Below are 21,082 nucleotides of genomic sequence, written 5' to 3'. Positions count from 1 at the left end.
CAGTGATAATCAGTATGCAGAAAGGATTGGTAAGTATGATAAATTAAATTGAATTCAGATAAAGAATTGGTGAATAATATTAGAAAAAGACTTAAAAAAAATGATAATTACTGTCCTTGTAGATTAATCAAATCAGAAGATACAAAATGTATGTGTAAAGAGTTTAGGGAACAGGAAGAAGGAGAATGCCATTGCGGACTTTACGTTAAATATAAGGAGTAATATCAATGTCATACATGATAGACAAATTCAAAGGGGTTTATAGATTAAAAGCGCCAATTGATAGAAGTACAAATGATTTTCCTCGTAAACCAAACGGACAGTATGAAGATATTGATGTTTATATTGATTGCCAGTATGGAAATCAAATTTTTCATTATTCTGGTAGTTACCTTCAAGCATATATTCCCAGCCTTGGGAGAGGGCATAATGTATTAAAAGTTATTCAATCATTAGGAGATAATCTTATTTCTGATATACAAGAAACCGATTCGGAAGTTTTATTTAAGTTTAAATATGTTGATTCTAACAAAATTATTCCACTATTAAAACCAAAAACAAGTGGTCAAAATATTAGTCCCTTTTCGAGCAAGAATTTACCTCGAAATAAGGATTATAGAATACCAGATGAAGATTTATATGTTTATAAAGAAATAGTGGCTAGAATCCCGTCAGAACGCATTTTAGCACTATCACATACCACTAATAATTTTATAAAAACATTAGCAACAAAAAAGAATCCTATTGAGAGAATTAAAGCTGATATGAAATTAAAAGGGCTTAAAGGAAAAGAATATATTCATTCAATTGGAAAATGGGATAAATACATAAAATATCTAAAGGAGAATATCTAAATGGAAAAGATTCAGATTAAATATTTTGATAAAGAAATTGATAAGGTAGAGAAAATTAGTAAAGGTGATTTAATTGATCTTCGTGCTGCTGAAACAGTAGAAATGAAAAAGGGTGACTTTAAACTGATTAAACTTGGTGTGGGAATGAAACTCCCAGAAGGATATAAGGCTAATGTATATCCGCGTAGTAGTACATTTAAAAATTTCGGTATCATCATGAGTAACAGCGTTGCACAGATCGACAACAGTTATAGCGGAGATGCAGATGAGTGGAGATTCCCAGCTATTGCTCTGAGAGATACTGTGATTCATAAGAATGATAGAATCTGCCAGTTTGAGATTCAGAAGATTCAACCTGAGATTGAGTTTGAAGAAGTAGAGCATCTTGACACTGAATCTCGCGGTGGAATTGGTTCTACAGGTATTAATTAATGAGTAAACATAAATTATCTTTTCATCCATTAAAATTCACATCTAAAATCTTATCTCAGTCAAAACCAGTTATAGCAATTTGGGATATTGGTATTTTGATTACAATTCTTGGATGGATTCTACATTATCAAATGGTAGTTCTTATTTTATTTATTCCATATCTAGCAACCTGTTATCACTTTTACAAAGTTTCCAACAAAAAAGAAGAGAATATAGAAGAGGAAGGATAAAGTAGTTATGAGCAATCTGAGTGCAATCAAAAACTCAAAAAATCTAATGGAATTAATCAATGAAGAAATTAACCAATTTATCACAGAGGATGAGGAAGTTTTAAGCTTCCCGTCTTCTGATACTCCAAAGGATAAGTAAAACGTCTAATTATTAAAGCGTTTAATCGCGGAGAAAAATATGGTCGATTTTATACATTAATGGAGATGAAAGATGCTCTAAAAGAAAGAGGTGAGAATGATGAAATTAGCGAATGTAAGTAATGTAGATGCTCTATTTAAGGTTATTGGAGAATGTAAAGGTAAGATTGAATTGGTATCTCCTGAAGGAGATAGAATTAATCTTAAATCTAAATTAGCACAGTATTTTGTTTTAGCCAATGCTTTTTCTGATGGATATATTAAGGAATTAGAGCTTGTAGTATATGAAGAAGAAGATATTTCAAGATTTATTAAATTCATGTATCAGGGAGAGTAAATATGAATGATAAATACTGGGAGACAGGTAGGTGTCCTAAATGTGGAGAAGATTTATTATCTGAAACTCATAAGGAATATAGAGACTGTCAGATTCTTATTCCAATGTATGAAGAAGTGACTTATTGGTATTGCCCTAACTGTGGTTGGTCAGATGGTAATTCGTGAAAGAACAAATAGGAGAATATATAGATGTGGATAATAGATGTTTTAAAAATGCTTACAGTCACTATTTGTTTCGTACCATTTGTAATCGTATTGTTGGCTGTTTATGCGATTATGATGTTAATTTCTATTCCATGCATGATTATTATTTTCCCATTTGCTCTAATCAAGGCTGAAATAGAACTAAAAGCGCAAAAGAATAAACTTAACAAAGAAGAAAAGGAGAATATATAGATGGCAATGAAAACACATTATGAGTGTAGGTTAAAAGACGGTAAATTATTAAATTTCGATTGTAAATGTAATGATTTCTACATCACTGAGCATATGTTTGTATTTGTATCTAAGAATACAGAAACTAATGCAGGAATCATTCTTGAAGCTAGAAATGTAGATGAAATTTCTTATGTAAAAAATGAATATTCTACTGATTTTTATGAATCTGTAATGAATGGGAAAAAGACTGATTCTAATATCATTACACCAAATAAACAGATTATCACACCTTAATCGGTTTGATATATAGTAACTCGTTGACACGCACAAAGGAGGTTATATGAAGAAATCGTTAGTCGCTTTATTTGCGATCGCTTCAATGTTTGTCATGCCTTGCTCGGTCGAGGCAGGAAATATTACATTAGAAACTGCTATTGAATTAGCAGCACAGGACAATTTAGAATCAGTAACAAAATATACACATGGAGAAGTGAATATCTATGCACAGCCAGACCAATCTTCTGAAGTCTTAGGTACATCTATGATGAATACATCATTTGATGTTGCTTTTGAGATTGATGGTTGGTCAATGATTTTAACTGAATCAGGTGTAGCATTCATTGAAACAGCAAATCTCTATCCAGAAGAGAGTCGTGGTAATACATATACAGAACACGATGTTTATCTTTTAGCGCATCTAATTGCTGGAGAAGCACAGCCATGTGATGATATGGAACAAAGATATGTAGCTTCAGTTGTACTCAACCGGGTAGCAGATAGTCGATTCCCAAACTCATTAGAGGGTGTTATTTTTCAGAAAAGACAATACGCCTGTATTTCAGATGGTAATTTCTACAGAACTCCGACCGAGCGGAACTGGATGAATGCCAAATGGATTCTTGAAAATGGTAGCATCCTACCACAGAAAGTCGTATGGCAATCTGGTGGTAGACAAGGAAGGCTCTATCTGAGAACTAAGTGGCACAGTTATTGTTACTAGAATCGTGATATAGGGAATATTCTTCGGAGTATTCCCTATAAATATAAATTTAATAGGAGAAAAATAGTATGAGAACAAATGTTCCTATATGGGAGAAATTAACATTAACTATAGAAGAAGCAGCAGACTATAGCAATATTGGAGTTAATAAATTGAGAGAGCTTTCACGTCGTTCAAATTGTAATTTTACAATTTATGTAGGAAAGAAGTGTTTAATTAAAAGAAAGGAATTTGAAAAATATGTGTCTAACAATATCGAATTATAGACTTTTGACATCTTCTGTGCTAATATTGAATTGCATAAGGCTTTTCTCATGGTTGAAAGGAGAGTAGAGATTTATGGGAAAAGACTTAAAAGGTAAAGAATTAGGTACTGGTATAAGCCAACGTAAAGATGGATATTATATCGGAAGGTATACCGATAATCTAGGAAAGCGTCACCAAAAGATTTTTCATAAGCTTCAAGAATGTAAGAAATGGGTTATTGATGGTGAATCTTATTGTCAACATTCCAATTTAGACAAGCCAGAGAATTTGTCTGTTTCAGAATGGTATAAATATTGGATCGAAATAAAAGAAAAAACTGTTCGTTCGAATACTTATAGGAATTATAAGGATAGATACAAAACAGATATTGATCCGATTATTGGCAATAGGCTTTTATCAAGTATTACTACTATGGACTGTCAGATGGTCTTGAACAAAATGGCAGACAAAGGATACAAGTCTTCGACAATTGGAATAACACGACTTGTATTATATAATATACTTGATTATGCTTATCAAAATAATATTATATCTCGTAATCCTTGTACGAAACAAGTGAAACATAAAATTGGAAAATCATCTGAGGAAAGAGAAGCATTATCAGTAGAAGAACAACAAAAACTTTGTGATGCTTTAATTGGTCACAGATTTGAATTGAATTACAAATTCGTGTTACAAACAGGTTTACGTGCAGGAGAATTAATTGGGTTAAGATGGGATGATATAGACTTAAAAAATAAAACTATATCAGTTAAAAGAACAATGATCTACAATAAGCCTATCGATAATTGGGAAGTAAATGAACCTAAAAGTAAAAATGGTGTTCGGACTATACCATTGACAGATGAAGCTATTGAAATATTGAAATTGCAAAAAAGAAAAAACTCATTATTAAAGATGGTAGACATTAAATGGGCTGATATAGTTTTCTTAGATAAAAACGGTAAACCAATAAGCCTTAGTAAAATGAACTCAGCATTATACAAAATATGTAATTATGCAGAATTACCAAAAATATCAATGCATATACTTCGGCATACTTTTGCTACACGATGTAACGAAGGTGGAATGTCATCAAAAACTTTACAGATAATAATGGGACATTCTAACATCTCTACCACTATGAATCTATATGTTCACACGACTGAAGAACAAAAACAAAAAGAGATGGATATGGTAGCAAAAGCATTGAATATCGTCTAAAATTGGTACAAAATTGGTACATTGAGACGATTTTAAGCAGTTTGAAATGTCCAAAAAACTAATAAAATCAAGTGTTTTCGACATCTGATGATTGACAACAATTGGATTATAGTATAAAATAAAAAAGATAAAGCGAGTATTTTCAAGGAGGAGCATCATTTATGATATCAGCGGGCGATTTTAGAAACGGCATCACACTGGAGATTGATGGCAACGTATACCAGATCATGGAATTTCAGCACGTAAAACCGGGAAAGGGAGCTGCGTTCGTTCGTACTAAAATTAAGAACGTAATGAATGGCGGCGTTGTAGAGAAAACCTTCCGTCCGACCGAGAAGTTCCCGTCTGCCAGAATCGACAGAGTTGATATGCAGTATCTGTATTCCGATGGCGACTTATACAACTTCATGGATGTAAACACATATGAGCAGGTAGCTTTAAACCAGGAGACAATCGGCGACGCACTCAAGTTCGTAAAAGAGAACGAGATGTGCAAGATCTGTTCTTACAACGGCAAGGTATTCTCCGTAGAACCGCCGCTGTTCGTAGAGCTTGAGATCACAGATACAGAGCCGGGCTTCAAGGGCGATACTGCTACAGGCGCTACCAAACCGGCAGTTGTAGAGACTGGCGCTACTGTATATGTACCGTTATTCGTAAACCAGGGCGATAAGATCAAGATCGATACACGTACTGGTGAATATCTGTCCAGAGTCTAAGTTATAACATATACGTCAGAAAGGTCTTCACGATACCGTTTGTACCCTTGTGGGGAGGCAGTCGTGTCACTGACAGGTTTCTGACTGGAAACAGAGATTACTGTTTGTGGCAGGCATTTTCCTTTGCTGGTTATGCAGCGCATGAACAGTAGCAAGCAGAGAAACTGTTGTAAGATCCGGAGGAAACGTCGAGATTTTACAACAGTTTTTTTGCTTAACATATCGGGGAGGCGTCTATGACGCGTCCGTTGGTTCATCTCAGAGAGCAGGTTCGGAGTGAGCGGTGCTCATGGGGAGTGATAAATATGGAGAACGGAAGAGAAGACCGTCTGCGTCTGGGGGAAGAGGATGAGCCGGGGCGCAGATCTGGTGGCAGGAAGAGGCGTACATCCGGCAGGCAGACGGCAATCCGCCGGGAGCGGACGAGGCAGCAGAAGAAGCGCCGTGTGATGATGCGGCTGTTTTTGTGTCTGCTTATTTTCCTCCTGGGTGCGGGAACAGGCTGGACGCTGCGCGGGAAAATGATCCGCAAGCTGATCGATCCGTCTACGATCGAGATGCCAAACTGGGTTGATGAGCAGCTTCTCACGGTCAACCGATATTCCAGACCGGGGACGAATATCCCGGTCATCAACGGGATCGTGATTCACTATGTGGCAAATCCTGGGACGACGGCACAGCAGAACCATGATTATTTTGAGGGGTTGAAAGATCAGAGCGGCAGTAACACTGTTTCCGTCAGCAGCAATTTCGTAATCGGTCTGGACGGCGAGATCATTGAGTGCGTTCCGGTCGGGGAGAAGGCATATGCCTCCAATGAGAGGAATGCGGACACCGTTTCGATTGAGTGCTGCCATCCGGCGGCAGACGGAAAGTTCACAGACGAGACGTATGACTCGCTGGTAAAACTGACTGCATGGCTGTGCAAGCAGCTCGATTTAAGTCCGAAAGACGTGATCCGTCATTATGATGTGACTGGAAAGGCGTGCCCGAAGTATTTCGTGGATCATGAGGATGCCTGGAAGCAGTTCCGCAAGGATGTGAAAAAGGCAATGCGGAAGGATATATCAGATGAGAGATGACTCCCACCTCTTCAGGTGGCGAGGAGCAAATTAGTATCAGTGGTGGGAGCGGGTCTCCCATCTGATATAGCCTCCGGCAGGATTGCTTAAGATGCGCAAAAGAAATATGTCATGCTTTGCATGACGCGCATCTCGCAACAAGAATGCAGAGGCATTCTTGAAAATATGCGATATAAATTATGAAAGGGAATCTAGTATGAAAACGATTTTAGATTTGATCGTGGAAGAACTGAAACCGGCGTTTACCGGCTGCGGGTACGATGAGAAGTATATCCGCGTGACGGTATCAAACCGCCCGGATCTCTGCGAGTATCAGTGTAACGGCGCGATGGCAGCTGCCAAAGCGTATAAAAAGAAACCGATCGATATTGCCAATGAGGTGGTGGAAAAGACAGCCGGAAGCAAGATGTTTTCTGAGATCAACGCCGTGATGCCTGGATTTATCAATATCCGCCTGAATCCGTGCTACCTGGCATCCTATGTACAGCAGGTGGCAGAGGATGAAAAGCTGGGACTCAACGCAGCTAAGAAGCCGGAGACGATCATCATCGATTACGGCGGAGCCAATGTAGCAAAACCACTGCATGTCGGACACTTACGTTCCGCGGTCATCGGAGAGAGCATCAAGCGCATCAGCCGCTATATGGGACACCATGTCATCAGCGATGTGCATCTGGGTGACTGGGGATTGCAGATGGGACTGATCATCGAGGAGCTGCATGACCGTCAGCCGGATCTGGTATATTTTGACCCGGATTATACCGGCGAGTATCCGTCGGAGCCGCCATTTACGATTTCCGAGCTGGAGGATATCTATCCGGCAGCGAGCGCGAAATCCAAGGAAGATGCGGCATTCCGTGAGCGGGCACAGCAGGCGACCTTCAAGCTGCAGAGCGGCTATGCACCGTTCCATGCGATCTGGAAGCACATCATGAACGTGTCCTTGAAGGATCTGAAAAAGAACTATGGCAATTTAAATGTATCGTTCGACCTCTGGAAGGGCGAGAGCGATGCGCAGCCATATATTCCGGGACTGATCGAGGATTTACAGAAAAAAGGTCTCGCCTATGAGAGCGATGGCGCGCTGGTTGTCGATATCGCACAGGAAGGGGATGCGAAGGAATATCCGCCTTGTATCGTCCGCAAATCCGACGGTGCGGCGCTGTATGCGACTTCCGATCTGGCGACGATCATCGAACGTGAGCAGGATTTCCATCCGGACCGCTACATTTACGTCGTAGACAAGCGCCAGGAGCTTCATTTTATCCAGGTATTTCGTGTGGCGAAGAAGGCGGGCATCGTCAAAGAAGATACGCCGATGATCTTCTTGGGCTTCGGTACGATGAACGGCAAGGACGGTGGTCCGTTCAAGACACGTGAGGGCGGTGTTATGCGTCTGGAGCACCTGATCAAGAATATCGATGAGAAGGTATATGAGAAGATTCAGGAGAAGCAGAAGGTTCCGGCGGACGAGATGACACGCACGGCGGAGATTGTCGGTCTGGCGGCACTTAAATATGCCGATCTTTCGAATCAGGCGACCAAAGATTACATTTTCGATGTAGACCGCTTTATTTCCTTCGAGGGAAATACAGGTCCACATATCCAGTATATGATCGTCCGCATCAAGTCCATTCTGGAGAAATACAAGGAACTGCGCGGTGCGGATGCTAAAGTGGTTCCGATCCGTCCGGCTGAGAGCGAGACAGAGAAAGCACTTCAGATGGCGCTCTGCCGTTTCGGCGAGGTGACAGAATCTGCATTCTATGAGACGGCGCCGCATAAGCTCTGCCAATACATGGCGGCAGTGGCGGATGCGTTCAATGCATTCTATCTGGAAAATAAGATCCTCTCCGAGGAGGACGCAGCGAAGCAGGCAGCCTTTATCAGCCTGATCACGCTGACCAAGCGGGTGCTGGATACCTGTATGGATCTGCTCGGAATGGAATCGCCGGAACACATGTAATCTGTAATATGGAGGAATCCTCATGAAAATAATAAAAATGTCCGTAGATACCTTCTGGAAGGGCGAAGTACGGGTACAGGGACAGATTGAGGATGAGACAAAGGTATATCAGACAAGAATTTTTATCAAGGGTAGTCAGATCTATGACTACTCTTGTTCTTGTGCGGAGGGAAATTCATTCCGGGGTCCCTGCGTGCATGCAAAAGCGCTTCAGGAGGCGTTTGCCCGCCAGCAGAAAGCCGAGCATACACCGCCGGTTTCGACTTCGCCGGAGATCCGGATGATGATCCGGGAGTACACGAACCGGGAAGTAGCGCGGATTCTGGGCGAGGAAGAGCGGGAACCGGTCTATCTGCATCCCTATTTACAGATCCGGCGCGGCGAAGTGCTTTTGGAGGCACGGATCGGACGGGAAAAACGGTATATTGTGAAAAACCTGCTGGAATTTGCACAGGCGGTTCACAGCGGAAAACGGGTGGAATACGGAAAAGGCATGGCGTTTGAACACGTCCCGTCTGCCTTTGCGCCGGAAAGCCGCCCATTTTTAGATCTTCTGCTGGAGGAGGCGGACGCCTACATACGCCATTATGAGGAGATGCGCGGTCATGCGGGGCTGCCGCTTCCGGTGATGCGGGCGTTAACGCTGGGATCTGCAGCGAGGGATCGGCTGTTTGATCTTTTAGAGGGAAAAGAAGTCCAGACGGAGGACGAGAAAGGTGCTGAACGTGTGTGCCGGGTTGAGCGCAAGGATCCGCGTTTCCCGGTGGAGGTGGAAGCAAGGGGCGATGGAATTGCGGTTACGGTTCCATCGGCTCTAACCTCGTTCCGGGGAGAACAGCGTCTGTATGTGGCAGATGGATTGCATCTGTTTGGATGCAGTGAACTGTATACAGAAACGATGGGCGTTTTTCTGGAGCAGATGGAACAGGGCGGAAGAGAGTGTGGAAGCCGGAAAGAGAAGCGGGAGCTGCTGGTTGGAAGCCGGGATATTCCGCTCTTTTATGCGCGGGTGCTGGAAGGCATGGAGGCACTTGGGATCTTGCAGAGCACGGAGATCGATTGGGAGAAATACCGCCCAGAGGCGTTGAAAGCCCGGTTTGAGTTTGACAGTGATTCGCCGGACGAGCTGCGTCTGCGTCCGACGCTTTCCTACGGAGATTTTACGTTTTCGCCGCTGGCGGACGAGTATGTTCCGCGGGAGATCTGCCGGGATGTACCGGCGGAATTTTATATCAGCCGCCTGATCACGCGGTACTTCTCTTACTGGGAGGATGAGAGCGGCGAGCTGGTGATCCGCGGGGATGAAGAAGCGCTGTACCAGGTTCTGAGCGAGGGAATGCCGCAGTTTCAGGAGGTGGGCGAGGTATGGCTGTCAGAGTCTGTCCGCCATCTGCGCGTCCTGCCCCCGCCGGAAGTGTCGATGGGGGTTTCTCTTGGAGGCGGCTGGCTGGATCTGAAGATTGAGACGGCGGGAATCGACCCGGCGGAGCTTTTGCAGGTACTCAGTGCATACCGCCAAAAAAAGAAATATTACCGCATGAAAAATGGCGAATTTTTGCAGCTTTCGGGCGGCGGCCTGCAGGCGCTTGACAGCCTGACTGCGGATCTGAGACTGACAAAGAGTGAATTTCAGGCGGGGGAGGCGAAGATACCTGCCTACCGTGCTTTTTATCTGGACAGTCTCTCGGGCGACGGCAGGATGAAACTGTTTCAGCGGGATGAAGCCTACGGGATGATGGTGCGCGATCTAAAAACGGCGCAGAGTGTCAGCTATGCGGTTCCGGCGGTGCTGGAAAAGACGCTGCGGGAATACCAGAAGATCGGATATACGTGGATGCGGACGCTGGCGCGGTATCATTTCGGCGGGATCCTGGCAGATGATATGGGACTGGGAAAAACGCTGCAGGTGATTGCGCTTCTGACGGCATTTTATCAGGAAAAAACCGAGCAGAAAGCAGCTGGAAATGAAGGCAGTGGGTCAGAATTACCTCTTCCGTCTTTGATCGTCTGCCCAGCGTCGCTCGTCTACAACTGGGGACAGGAATTTGCCCGGTTTTCGCCGGGGATCCGCGTGCTTCTGATTGCAGGGACGGCGAAAGAACGGCAGGAACAGCTGGAGGAGCAGATGCGGATGGAGGCGTCTGAGGGGGCGCAGGTGATCATCACGTCCTATGATCTGTTGAAACGGGATCGGGCGGCGTATCTGGGACGCACGTTTGAATATGAGATTATTGACGAGGCGCAGGTCATTAAAAATGCAAAGACACAGGGCGCGAAGGCGGTAAAGGAGATTTCGGCGAATGCCCGTTTCGCTCTGACGGGAACGCCGGTGGAAAACCGGCTCAGCGAGCTTTGGAGCATTTTTGATTTCCTGATGCCGGGATTTTTATACAGTTACCGGAAGTTCCGTGAGCGGTATGAGCTGCCGATCGTGAAAAATCAGGATCCGGAAGCATTGACGGCACTGCGGCGGATGACGGGACCGTTTGTCCTGCGCCGCTTGAAAAAGGATGTGCTGCGGGAGCTTCCGACCAAGGAAGAGAGGATCGTTTATTCGGCGGCATCGGGGCGGCAGCAGAAGCTTTATACGGCGTCGGCGTTGAAACTGAAAGAGGCGCTGGCTGGCGGCGCATGGTCGGGTAATGGGAAATTGGAAGTGCTTTCCCAGCTTATGCGGCTGCGCCAGATCTGCTGCGATCCGGCACTCTGTTTTGAAGATTATACGGGGGAGTCGGCGAAGCTGGAGACCTGTGTTTCGCTGATCGCATCGGCGTCTGCGGCGGGACATAAGATCCTGCTCTTTTCCCAGTTTGCCTCGATGCTGGAGCGGATTCGGGAACGCCTTTTACAGGAGGGCATTTCGTCCCATCTTCTGGTCGGCGCGACCCCGAAGGAAGAACGCAGCCGGATGGTGCAGGCGTTTGCCTCGGATGAGGTTCCGGTGTTTCTTATTTCCCTGAAAGCCGGGGGAACGGGACTCAACCTGACGGCGGCGGATATCGTGATTCATTACGATCCGTGGTGGAATGTGGCAGCGCAGAACCAGGCGACCGACCGCGCGTACCGGATCGGGCAGGAAAAGCCGGTCACGGTATACAAACTGATCTTAAAGGATACGATAGAAGAAAATCTTTTGAAGCTGCAGAATGCGAAACTTGCGCTGGCGGCGCAGGTGGTTTCAGAGGGAATGGTTTCACTGGGCGATTTGAGCCAGAATGAACTGATGGAGCTGTTTGAACAGAATCCATAAAAAAATTTGCAGAAATAACGGGCAGGAGGAAAAAGCGTGAAGCAATGGAAACGATACAAATCATATATACTGCCATATAAGAGCGCCTTTATTCTGGGACCGCTCATGATGGTAACGGAGGTGCTGGGTGAGATTCTGCTGCCCAAATTTATGTCGATGATTATTAACCATGGCGTGGCGCAGAAAGACGGCGGATACATTCTCAAAATGGGACTTGTGATGGCGATTACCTCCTTTTTGATGGCGGCAGGCGGCATTCTGGGGGCATATTTTGCAGCGAAGGCGTCGATTTCCTTTACCAGCGATCTGCGCCGCGACTTATTTGCCAGAGTGCAGCAGTTTTCATTTAAAAATATCGATACGTTCAGCACGGGATCGCTGGTAACCCGTCTGACGAACGATATCCAGCAGGTACAGAACCTGATTATGATGGGACTTCGGATGATGCTGCGCGCGCCGGGCATGTTCCTGGGGGCGCTTGTGATGGCGTTCTGGATGAATGCGGAACTGGCAGCTGTCATCCTGGTGGTGATTCCGCTTCTGACGGCGGCGATCGTCTGGATCCTACGGACTGCCTACCCGCGGTTTACGGCCATGCAGAAAGCGCTGGATACGCTCAATAGCGGCATCCAGGAGGTGCTGACGAACGTGCGGGTGGTGAAATCCTTTGTGCGGGAAGACTACGAGGAAAAGCGGTTTGCCGACACGAACCGGGAGCTCAAGGAGGCAGGGCTGCGGGCGCTGAAGATCGTAATTGTGACGATGCCGGTCATGATGTTCGCGATGAATGTGACGACACTGGCAGTTGTCTGGTTCGGCGGAAACCTGATTATCGGCGGACGGATGGCGGTCGGGGATCTGACGGCATTTACGACCTACATTGTACAGATTCTGATGTCACTTATGATGCTCTCAATGGTATTTTTGCAGAGTTCCCGCGCGATGGCGTCCATCCGGCGAATCGATGAGGTGCTGGATGAGCCGATTGATTTGAGCGATGAAAATGCATCACAGAAGGACCGGAAGGTTGAGAAAGGACGCGTGGAATTTAAGGATGTTTCCTTTTCCTACCGCGAAGGGGGTGAGCCGGTTCTATCCCACATCAGCCTGACGGCAGAGCCGGGGGAGACGATTGGCATCCTCGGTGCGACCGGAAGCGGAAAAACGTCGCTGGTACAGCTGATTCCCCGCCTCTATGATGTGACAGAGGGGAGTGTGCGGGTGGATGGTATCGATGTGCGAGAGTATTCCCTGAAAAATCTCCGGGACGGCGTTGGCATGGTTTTACAGAAAAACGTCCTGTTTTCCGGCACGATCGAGGAAAACCTGCGCTGGGGTGATGAGACGGCGACGGAGGAAGAAGTGCGGCGGGCAGCAGTGTATGCGCAGGCAGATTCCTTTGTGAATTCGTTTGCCGAAGGCTACAAAACGGAGATGGGACAGGGCGGCGTCAATGTATCCGGAGGTCAGAAACAACGGCTGTGCATCGCAAGGGCACTCTTAAAGAAGCCGAAGATCCTGATTCTCGACGACAGCACCAGTGCGGTCGATACGGCAACAGAGGCGGCGATCCGGACGGCATTCCGGGAAGATTTGAAAGATACGACGAAATTTATTATCGCACAGCGGCTGAGTTCGCTGGAATACGCGGATCGGATTCTCGTCCTTGAGGACGGCAGGATTATCGGAGAGGGAACGCAGGAGAAGCTGCTGGCATCCTGTGAGGCGTACCGGGAGATCTATGAGACGCAATATGGAAAACGGGCAGACGGGGAGGGGATGGCATGATGGATGAAAAACAGATTGAAAGCCTGAAACGCCGATATGGCAGCCGCATAGCCGACGCGCCGAAACGCCGCCGGGGACCGGAACGGATGGCGGCCATGAAGGGCGGAAAGCCCAAGGCGGGCGGTCAGACGATGCTGCGCCTGCTTTCATACTTAAAACGCGACCGGATGGCGATGACAGTCGCCTTTTTCTGTGTGATCCTGGGGACGGTGACGAATCTGGCGGGCGCCTATATGCTGCGCCCGATCATCAACCGGTATATTGTGCCTTTAGATGGCAGCCGGGGCGATGTGGCGGGGCTGTTCCGTTCCCTGTGCGTGATGGGAGCGGTTTATTTAGTCAGCGTTGCCGCTTCCTATATGCAGTCGCGCATCATGCTGCAGGTGGCGCAGAACGCGCTGCAGCGGCTGCGGGAAGAGCTGTTTAACCATATGCAAACGCTTCCGCTCCGGTTTTATGATACCGGCAGCAACGGCGATCTGATGAGCCGTTTTACAAACGATGTGGATACGATCGGCATGATGCTCAGCAGTACGCTGGTGCAGCTTTTATCCGGCGCACTCAGTATTGTGGGAACGCTGGTCCTGATGATTTACACGAACGTGTGGCTGACGGTGATTACGCTTGCCATGATGCCGGTGATGCTGCGTGCCGGTAAATTTGTTGCCGGACGGAGCCAGAAATATTTCTCTGCCCAGCAGGCGGCGCTTGGCGCGATGAACGGCTATATTGAGGAGACCGTGCAGGGGCAGAAGGTCGTCAAGGTATTCTGCCATGAGGAGATCGCAGAGGAAGAATTTGGATGGCTCAATGCGGATCTGAAAGAAAAACAGATCCGAGCACAGTTTTTCGGCGGTGTGATGGGACCGGTCATGAACAATTTAAGCCAGTTAAATTATGGACTGACAGCCTGCATTGGCGGTCTGCTCTGTGTGTTCCGGAACTTTGATGTCGGTGGACTGACCGTATTTTTAGGTTTTTCGCGGCAATTTTCCAGACCAATCAACGAGCTTTCCATGCAGGTTGGAAACGTATTTTCGGCGCTGGCAGGCGCGGAGCGCGTGTTTGCAGTGCTGGATGCGGAACCGGAGGCGGCAGATGCGCCGAATGCGGTTTCGATCGCGCCGATCCGCGGTGAGGTGGTGCTTGACCATGTGACTTTCGGCTATGAGCCGGGGCAGGTGATTTTGAAGGATATTTCGCTCTATGCGAAGCCGGGACAGAAGATCGCCTTTGTCGGCTCGACGGGAGCCGGAAAAACGACGATCACGAATCTGATCAACCGTTTTTATGATATACAGGGCGGCTCGATCACGGTGGACGGCGTCGATGTCCGCCGGATGCACCGGAAGGAGCTGCGGGAAAATATCGCGATGGTTCTGCAGGATACGCATCTTTTTACCGGCACGGTACGGGAAAATATTCGATACGGGCGGCTGGATGCCACGGATGAAGAAGTTGTTGAGGCGGCAAAAACGGCATCGGCGCATTCCTTTATCATGCGTCTGCCGGATGGGTATGACACGATGCTGGAGGGCGACGGTGCAAACTTAAGCCAGGGACAGCGCCAGCTATTAAACATTGCGCGGGCAGCAGTTTCTAAAGCACCGATCCTGATTCTGGATGAGGCGACGAGTTCGGTCGATACGCGGACGGAGAAGCACATCGAGCACGGCATGGACCGGCTGATGGCGGACCGGACGACCTTTGTCATCGCCCACCGGCTTTCGACAGTCCGCAACGCCAATGCGATCATGGTGCTGGAGCACGGGCAGATCATTGAGCGCGGCGACCATGAAGATCTGCTGGCGCAGAAAGGGCGGTATTTTGAGCTGTATACCGGAATGAAGGAGCTGGAATAAGGCTTTCGTTGAGAATTAAATGAGAATTTGTTTCCTGTACGCGTGAACTCACCTATATTGAAAAACGGATGGATCTAGTGTATAATGGGAACACTTGAAATTTTTAAGTAAAATCGGATCGCGTAAGCTGGAAAATAGAGCCGGATCCGTGGCAAATTTTGTACCGTTAGGAGGAATATCTATGAGTATCCGAGTTGGAATTTTAGGATATGGAAATCTGGGACGCGGCGTGGAGTGTGCGATCCGCCAGAATCCGGATATGGAACTGAAAGCAGTATTTACACGGCGTGCGCCGGAAACGGTCAAGATCCTGACCGAGGGCGTACCGGTTTATCATGTAGATGAGGCAGAGGCGAAGAAAGACGAGATCGACGTTTTGATTCTCTGCGGCGGTTCGGCTACGGATCTGCCGGTCCAGACCCCGAAATATGCACAGTGGTTTAACGTAGTGGACAGCTTCGATACCCATGCAAAGATTCCAGAGCATTTCGCAGCAGTCGATGAGTCCGCACAGAAATCCGGAAAGGTTGGCATCATCTCCGTTGGCTGGGATCCGGGCATGTTCTCCCTGAACCGTCTCTATGCAGCTGCATGCCTGCCGGAGGGCGAAAATTATACATTCTGGGGCAAGGGCGTCAGCAGGGACATTCCGATGCGATCCGCCGGATCGAGGGCGTCAAGGATGCCAGACAGTACACAATCCCAGTTGAAAGTGCACTGGAGGCAGTCAGAAGCGGCAGCAGCCCAGAGCTGACCACCCGCGAAAAACACACCAGAGAGTGCTTTGTTGTGGCAGAAGAGGGCGCGGATCAGGCAAAGATCGAGAACGAGATCAAGACCATGCCGAACTACTTTTCTGATTATGACACAACGGTTCATTTCATCACCGAAGAAGAACTGAAACGCGATCACAACCGTCTCCCGCACGGTGGTTTCGTACTCCGCAGCGGCAAGACCGGCTGGAACAAAGAGAACCACCATATCATCGAGTACAGCTTAAAGCTGGATTCCAACCCGGAATTTACTTCCTCCATCATCGTGGCATACGCACGCGCGGCATACAAGATGAACCAGGAAGGCCAGAAAGGCTGCAAGACCGTCTTTGATGTGGCACCGGCGTATCTGTCGGCAGAGAGTGGGGCAGATCTGCGGAAGAAGTATCTGTAATAATTTCAAATTTTCCTTTCAACTTGTATTGTCGCTTAAAATGAAGTAAAATGTAAGACAGATTTGCATGATTTGTACCTGCGCAGCACTGGCAAAATCCGTTAAAGTCCGCGCAATGAGTGAACGTAACTTTACGTTTGCGGGAGCTGGCGGGTAGGAGAAAAGCGAAAATACATACAGGAAGGACAATATACGATGAATAAATGGAAAAAATCCGTGCGTTCCCTCTGCCTGGGAATGGCACTTATGATGTCTGTGTCATGGACTGCATTTGCTGCGACAGACGGGGCGACCGGTCCGGGACAGGCGGCAGGAGGCACGGTCTCCGGCGCAGTTCCTTCGGGAGCAACGGTTACTTCACAGAATGCAGCTCAGCCGACGGTGGCAGCGCAGGGCGCAGTGCTCTATGATGCGACGCACAACCAGTTTCTGTTTTCCAAGAATGCGGATACGCAGTATTATCCAGCCAGCATCACGAAGCTGATGACGGCGCTTCTGGTAGCGGAAAACTGTAATCTGAGTGATACGGTAACCTTTTCCCAGACGGCAGTTTCGAATCTGGAATCGGGCGCGGTGACGCTGCAGGTTAAGGCGGGTGATACCTTTACGGTTAAGGACTGTCTCTATGGTCTGCTTTTAAAATCGGCAAATGAGGTGGCAAACGGACTGGCGGAGCATGTGTCCGGCAGTGTCAGCGCGTTTGCGGATAAGATGAATGAGAAGGCAGCGTCCTTAGGATGCACGCATACGCATTTTGCAAACCCGAATGGTCTGAACAATGCGAACCATTTTACAACCGCACATGATATGGCGCTGATTGCAAATGCTGCATTCAATAATGCGACGGTGCGTCAGGTTGCATCGACCCTGCATTACGATTTCCCGGCGACTGCCAGCGTGCCGACGGTGCGGACGCTTACGATGGGACATAAGATGCTCAATCCGGCAAATTCTCAGTACTATGAGGGAATCATAGGCGGAAAGACCGGTTATACTTCCCTGGCAGGCAACACGCTGGTAACGTGTGCAGAGCGGAATGGCGTGCGCCTGATTGCAGTTGTTTTAAAGAGTTCGCAGACCCATTATGACGATACGAAGAAGCTGCTGGACTATGGTTTTGCAGTGGCGGGAAGCGCATCCGGCACACCGGCTGGCACGAACACCTCGGTATCGGATGCGGCGAACAACAGTACGTCAAATTCCAGCAAGCCGTCCGGCAATACGACCAGCAAAAATACCTCTTCTTCCGGCAGTCAGGGCGGACCGGGTAGCTCTGGATCTGGCAATACAGCTGCTCAGGGTGATGGTGCGTGGCAGCAGTTTGGAAATGAATGGAAATACCTGAAAGCAAACGGAACCTACGCGGCAAATGAGAGTCTACTGATCAAGGGGGAGACATACTATTTCCATGCAGATGCGTGGATGGCGCGTGACTGGCAGATGGTAAACGGCTCCTGGCATTATTATACCGAAAGCGGGGCTATGGCGAAGAGCCGCTGGATTCAGACGAATGGATACTGGTATTATGTGAGTGCTGACGGAGCATTGTTTGTCAATGGAACGACACCGGACGGATATAGAGTCGATGCGAATGGTGTCTGGATTCAGAAATAAAGAAGAGCATAAAACGGAGCCGACCGGCAGAAAAGACCGGGGCGGTTCCGTTTTTCACAGCTCTGCGGCCGCAAAAAGACCGGCGGCACAGCTGGCAGATGGGGGTGATGTTATTATAGTGTGATCAATTCATACTCCCGGCTTCCCAGACCGATCTTCTCCGCGTGTGCCAGGCAGCTTTTCCACTCAGATTCTGGTGTGGAATTTGTGAAATGGTCATGGTGATCGTGGAAATCCGGATCAGCAAGATGTTTTGCAAGCTGGCTGCCCGGCATCGGAGCAGCGGCCAGACAGGCGTCCACACAGGCCTGATCGAGTGCCAGCGGATCGAAAGAAGCAAACATACCAAGATTTGGAAGGATCGGTACGTCATTTTCACCGTGGCAGTCGCAGTTCGGGGAGACGTCAACGACCAGGGAAATATGGAAGTTTGGACGTCCATCCACAACGGCTTTTGTGTATTCCGCCATACGGCAGTTTAACAGCTCGTTGGCTGCGTTGTTGTCAAATTCGATCGCGTCAAAATTGCAGGCGCCGAGACACCGTCCGCAGCCGACGCAGTGCTCAGCATCCACGTGCATTTTTCTGGAGGCTTCATCGAAAACGAGACCGCCGTTGGCACATTCCTTCTGACAGCGGCGGCAGCCCCGGCAGAGCTTTTCCTTGACGTGTGGTTTTCCACTGCTGTGCTGATCGGTCTTACCGGCGCGAGAACCGCAGCCCATGCCGATATTTTTGATCGTACCGCCGAAGCCGGTCATCTCATGTCCCTTGAAATGGGTCAGGCTGATAAAGACATCGGCGTCCATGACGGCGCGGCCGATCTTAGCTTCTTTGATGTATTCGCCTCCGGCCACCGGAACAGCGATGTCATCGGTGCCTTTTAATCCATCACCGATGATGATTGGACATCCAACAGTCAACGGGGTAAATCCGTTTTCCCAGGCGCATTCCAGGTGCTCGAGCGCATTCTTGCGGCTGCCTGGATACATCGTATTGCAGTCTGTTAAAAATGGTTTGCCGCCCAGCTCTTTGATGACATCAACAACGGCTTTGGCATAATTCGGACGCAGATAACTGATATTTCCAAGTTCACCAAAGTGCATCTTGATAGCGACAAATTTACCATCCATATCGATGGAACCGATCCCGGCTTTACGGATCAGTTTTTTTAATTTGGCAGGGAGACCGTCGCCAAATGCAATGGTGTGGAAATCTGTAAAATACACCTTTGCTTTTTCGGTTTTTGACATATGAATACCTCCTGATAGATGGCTTTTTTTGATTTTTTATCTCAGTCGAGAAGACTCCCACCTCTTTAGGTGGCGAGTAATAGTAAAGTGATAAAAATATCCATTCTATTATACCGGAATCGGGTGGATGTGTCAAAAATTTACTTTTCTTTTTAATGTAGTTCCTATATAATAGGAAAATACGGAAAAAGCAGATTTCAGCTGCAGGGGGGATTCTGGCAAGATACCTGTATCTGGAAACCTGCTTTTGAAAATACGAGGGGACTTGTCTGCATAGAAGGGACAGTGACCCGGGCAGGAGATGACAGTATGAGAAATGCACCGGTTATCTATATCGTGGTGCCTTGCTACAATGAAGAGGAAGTTCTGCCATTGACGGCAGAATTTTTAGGTAAAAAATTAGATGATTTAACCCGCAGCCGCCGGATTCATCCGGGAAGCCGGGTGCTGATGGTAGACGACGGTTCGAAGGATAGAACATGGAAGCTGATCGAGGAACTCCATGAGAAGGACGAGCGGTTTGCAGGTGTGAAGCTGAGCCGCAACCGCGGTCATCAGAACGCGCTTTTAGCCGGGCTTTTTGAGGCGGCGAGACGGCGGTGTGACGCGGCGATCTCGATGGATGCCGATCTGCAGGATGATGTGGACGCATGCGACGCGATGATCGAGCGGTATATGGCTGGCTGTGACATCGTGTACGGTGTGCGCCGCCACAGGGCGACGGATACATTTTTTAAGCGTACAACTGCGCTGGGATTTTATAAGATTATGAATGCGCTGGGAGCGAACACCGTGTATAATCATGCGGATTACCGCCTGATGAGCCGGAGGGCACTGGAAGGGCTGGCGGAATTTTCGGAGGTCAATCTGTTTCTGCGCGGGATTGTCCCGATGATCGGTTATCCGTCCGATGTGGTATATTATGACCGTAAAGAGCGGGCAGCAGGGGAGAGCAAATATCCGCTGAAAAAGATGCTGGCTTTTGCCATCGAGGGCATTACTTCGCTGAGCACGAAGCCGATCCGGATGATTACGTTCATGGGAATTGCGGCATTTTTTGTCAGTATTGGATTCCTTATCTGGGCGGTGGTTGATTTCTTCCGGGGCAATACGATCACTGGTTGGGCGAGCATGATGGTATCGATCTGGTTTATCGGCGGACTGCTTCTTCTCTCGGTCGGAATCGTCGGAGAGTATGTCGGAAAGATTTATCTGGAGTCAAAGCACCGCCCGCGCTATATCATTGAGAGCCGCACGCCGGATCGCATCCGCGAGCGTGAGAAAGGGCGCAGCCGGAAACAGGAGATGCCAGGAGAAAATTTGCGCCGCAGCCGTGCAGAAGCACGGGAACTCCAGACATCAAAAAGAAGAGAAGCTGTGCAAAAACCGGAGCAGGAGTGAAATAGCTCTAAAAAATAGCTCTTAAAAATTTAGGAAACACTTGACAAACCCGGAAAATGGGTGTATCTTCATAAACATATAATTCCTATCAGGAATAAGGGAATATAAGCTGAAAGGGGACAGGTCCGATGCGTCAGAG

At 47.7% G+C, this 21,082-nt stretch carries 19 protein-coding genes and 1 pseudogene; 19 read left to right on the top strand and 1 reads right to left on the bottom strand.

Translation table 11 applies throughout. The annotated features are described in order from the left end of the window. Positions 1-48 precede the first annotated feature (48 nt). The 18 genes and pseudogenes from DWX91_RS10260 (at position 49) to DWX91_RS10180 (ending at position 18,289) form a co-directional block, all read left to right on the top strand. The gene (locus DWX91_RS10260) at positions 49-222 is read left to right on the top strand and encodes a ferredoxin-thioredoxin reductase catalytic domain-containing protein (protein WP_412693881.1); all 174 of its coding nucleotides are present in this window, start codon (positions 49-51) and stop codon (positions 220-222) included. A gap of 5 nt (positions 223-227) precedes the next feature. Beyond that, positions 228-854 carry a hypothetical protein gene (locus DWX91_RS10255; protein ID WP_118538765.1) on the top strand — a complete coding sequence of 209 codons (627 nt, stop codon included), beginning with the start codon at positions 228-230 and terminating at the stop codon, positions 852-854. After that, positions 855-1,286: a dUTP diphosphatase gene (locus tag DWX91_RS10250; RefSeq protein ID WP_118538763.1), complete on the top strand. Its 432-nt coding sequence runs from the start codon at positions 855-857 to the stop codon at positions 1,284-1,286. A 237-nt stretch (positions 1,287-1,523) separates the two neighbouring features. Beyond that, positions 1,524-1,655, top strand: a complete 132-nt coding sequence (locus DWX91_RS18135) for a hypothetical protein (protein ID WP_412693880.1) — start codon at positions 1,524-1,526, stop codon at positions 1,653-1,655. A 99-nt stretch (positions 1,656-1,754) separates the two neighbouring features. Next, a complete protein-coding gene (locus tag DWX91_RS10245) occupies positions 1,755-1,991 on the top strand; it encodes a polya polymerase (RefSeq protein WP_118538761.1) in 237 nt (78 codons plus the stop codon). 191 nt (positions 1,992-2,182) lie between these two features. Continuing rightward, complete coding sequence (locus DWX91_RS10240) at positions 2,183-2,389, top strand: hypothetical protein (RefSeq protein ID WP_118538759.1); 207 nt, start codon at positions 2,183-2,185, stop codon at positions 2,387-2,389. Continuing rightward, positions 2,390-2,665: a hypothetical protein gene (locus DWX91_RS10235; protein WP_118538757.1), complete on the top strand. Its 276-nt coding sequence runs from the start codon at positions 2,390-2,392 to the stop codon at positions 2,663-2,665. 46 nt (positions 2,666-2,711) lie between these two features. Further along, positions 2,712-3,371, top strand: a complete 660-nt coding sequence (locus tag DWX91_RS10230) for a cell wall hydrolase (protein WP_243099018.1) — start codon at positions 2,712-2,714, stop codon at positions 3,369-3,371. 68 nt (positions 3,372-3,439) lie between these two features. After that, positions 3,440-3,637, top strand: a complete 198-nt coding sequence (locus tag DWX91_RS10225; protein ID WP_118538755.1) for an excisionase — start codon at positions 3,440-3,442, stop codon at positions 3,635-3,637. 73 nt (positions 3,638-3,710) lie between these two features. Continuing rightward, positions 3,711-4,841 (top strand): site-specific integrase, encoded by a 1,131-nt coding sequence (locus tag DWX91_RS10220; protein WP_118538753.1) that lies wholly within the window; start codon positions 3,711-3,713, stop codon positions 4,839-4,841. A 161-nt stretch (positions 4,842-5,002) separates the two neighbouring features. After that, entirely contained in the window at positions 5,003-5,560 is a 558-nt protein-coding gene (gene efp, locus DWX91_RS10215) for an elongation factor P (protein WP_022358740.1), read from the top strand. A 305-nt stretch (positions 5,561-5,865) separates the two neighbouring features. Further along, complete coding sequence (locus DWX91_RS10210) at positions 5,866-6,642, top strand: N-acetylmuramoyl-L-alanine amidase family protein (RefSeq protein ID WP_118490748.1); 777 nt, start codon at positions 5,866-5,868, stop codon at positions 6,640-6,642. Positions 6,643-6,838: 196 nt separating this feature from the next. Further along, on the top strand, positions 6,839-8,608 hold the full coding sequence (gene argS, locus DWX91_RS10205) for an arginine--tRNA ligase (RefSeq protein ID WP_118538751.1): 1,770 nt from the start codon (positions 6,839-6,841) through the stop codon (positions 8,606-8,608). Between the two features lie 22 nt (positions 8,609-8,630). Beyond that, positions 8,631-11,858: an SNF2 helicase associated domain-containing protein gene (locus DWX91_RS10200; protein WP_118538749.1), complete on the top strand. Its 3,228-nt coding sequence runs from the start codon at positions 8,631-8,633 to the stop codon at positions 11,856-11,858. 105 nt (positions 11,859-11,963) lie between these two features. Beyond that, the gene (locus DWX91_RS10195; protein WP_118538771.1) at positions 11,964-13,646 is read left to right on the top strand and encodes an ABC transporter ATP-binding protein; all 1,683 of its coding nucleotides are present in this window, start codon (positions 11,964-11,966) and stop codon (positions 13,644-13,646) included. Beyond that, positions 13,643-15,508, top strand: a complete 1,866-nt coding sequence (locus DWX91_RS10190) for an ABC transporter ATP-binding protein (protein ID WP_118538747.1) — start codon at positions 13,643-13,645, stop codon at positions 15,506-15,508. The genes DWX91_RS10195 and DWX91_RS10190 overlap by 4 nt, the downstream gene beginning before the upstream one ends. 181 nt (positions 15,509-15,689) lie before the next feature. Next, positions 15,690-16,675: pseudogene (locus tag DWX91_RS10185) on the top strand (diaminopimelate dehydrogenase). Between the two features lie 195 nt (positions 16,676-16,870). Then, on the top strand, positions 16,871-18,289 hold the full coding sequence (locus tag DWX91_RS10180; protein ID WP_118538745.1) for a D-alanyl-D-alanine carboxypeptidase family protein: 1,419 nt from the start codon (positions 16,871-16,873) through the stop codon (positions 18,287-18,289). Between the two features lie 113 nt (positions 18,290-18,402). Here the strand turns inward: DWX91_RS10180 and DWX91_RS10175 are convergent, their stop codons facing one another. Next, the gene (locus DWX91_RS10175) at positions 18,403-19,542 is read right to left on the bottom strand and encodes a DUF362 domain-containing protein (RefSeq protein ID WP_118538743.1); all 1,140 of its coding nucleotides are present in this window, start codon (positions 19,540-19,542) and stop codon (positions 18,403-18,405) included. A 309-nt stretch (positions 19,543-19,851) separates the two neighbouring features. On the opposite strand from DWX91_RS10175, the gene DWX91_RS10170 reads away from it, so the two are divergent. Continuing rightward, positions 19,852-20,943, top strand: a complete 1,092-nt coding sequence (locus tag DWX91_RS10170; protein ID WP_118538741.1) for a glycosyltransferase family 2 protein — start codon at positions 19,852-19,854, stop codon at positions 20,941-20,943. Positions 20,944-21,082 lie beyond the last annotated feature (139 nt).

It is taken from the genome of Clostridium sp. AF22-10, from assembly GCF_003478725.1.
Lineage (GTDB): Bacteria > Bacillota > Clostridia > Lachnospirales > Lachnospiraceae > Otoolea > Otoolea fessa.
This window is presented reverse-complemented; position numbering and strand designations above follow the sequence as displayed.

What these genes read in the sequence shown, in the direction of transcription:
- DWX91_RS10170 (WP_118538741.1), top strand. Translation starts at nt 19,852, where the DNA reads ATGAGAAATGCACCGGTTATCTATATCGTGGTGCCTTGCTACAATGAA.
- DWX91_RS18135 (WP_412693880.1), top strand. Translation starts at nt 1,524, where the DNA reads ATGAGCAATCTGAGTGCAATCAAAAACTCAAAAAATCTAATGGAATTA.
- DWX91_RS10235 (WP_118538757.1), top strand. Translation starts at nt 2,390, where the DNA reads ATGGCAATGAAAACACATTATGAGTGTAGGTTAAAAGACGGTAAATTA.
- DWX91_RS10240 (WP_118538759.1), top strand. Translation starts at nt 2,183, where the DNA reads ATGTGGATAATAGATGTTTTAAAAATGCTTACAGTCACTATTTGTTTC.
- DWX91_RS10210 (WP_118490748.1), top strand. Translation starts at nt 5,866, where the DNA reads ATGGAGAACGGAAGAGAAGACCGTCTGCGTCTGGGGGAAGAGGATGAG.
- DWX91_RS10220 (WP_118538753.1), top strand. Translation starts at nt 3,711, where the DNA reads ATGGGAAAAGACTTAAAAGGTAAAGAATTAGGTACTGGTATAAGCCAA.
- DWX91_RS10195 (WP_118538771.1), top strand. Translation starts at nt 11,964, where the DNA reads ATGATGGTAACGGAGGTGCTGGGTGAGATTCTGCTGCCCAAATTTATG.
- DWX91_RS10250 (WP_118538763.1), top strand. Translation starts at nt 855, where the DNA reads ATGGAAAAGATTCAGATTAAATATTTTGATAAAGAAATTGATAAGGTA.
- DWX91_RS10225 (WP_118538755.1), top strand. Translation starts at nt 3,440, where the DNA reads ATGAGAACAAATGTTCCTATATGGGAGAAATTAACATTAACTATAGAA.
- DWX91_RS10190 (WP_118538747.1), top strand. Translation starts at nt 13,643, where the DNA reads ATGATGGATGAAAAACAGATTGAAAGCCTGAAACGCCGATATGGCAGC.
- efp (WP_022358740.1), top strand. Translation starts at nt 5,003, where the DNA reads ATGATATCAGCGGGCGATTTTAGAAACGGCATCACACTGGAGATTGAT.
- DWX91_RS10245 (WP_118538761.1), top strand. Translation starts at nt 1,755, where the DNA reads ATGAAATTAGCGAATGTAAGTAATGTAGATGCTCTATTTAAGGTTATT.
- DWX91_RS10200 (WP_118538749.1), top strand. Translation starts at nt 8,631, where the DNA reads ATGAAAATAATAAAAATGTCCGTAGATACCTTCTGGAAGGGCGAAGTA.
- DWX91_RS10230 (WP_243099018.1), top strand. Translation starts at nt 2,712, where the DNA reads ATGAAGAAATCGTTAGTCGCTTTATTTGCGATCGCTTCAATGTTTGTC.
- DWX91_RS10180 (WP_118538745.1), top strand. Translation starts at nt 16,871, where the DNA reads ATGAATAAATGGAAAAAATCCGTGCGTTCCCTCTGCCTGGGAATGGCA.
- argS (WP_118538751.1), top strand. Translation starts at nt 6,839, where the DNA reads ATGAAAACGATTTTAGATTTGATCGTGGAAGAACTGAAACCGGCGTTT.
- DWX91_RS10175 (WP_118538743.1), bottom strand. Translation starts at nt 19,542, where the DNA reads ATGTCAAAAACCGAAAAAGCAAAGGTGTATTTTACAGATTTCCACACC.
- DWX91_RS10255 (WP_118538765.1), top strand. Translation starts at nt 228, where the DNA reads ATGTCATACATGATAGACAAATTCAAAGGGGTTTATAGATTAAAAGCG.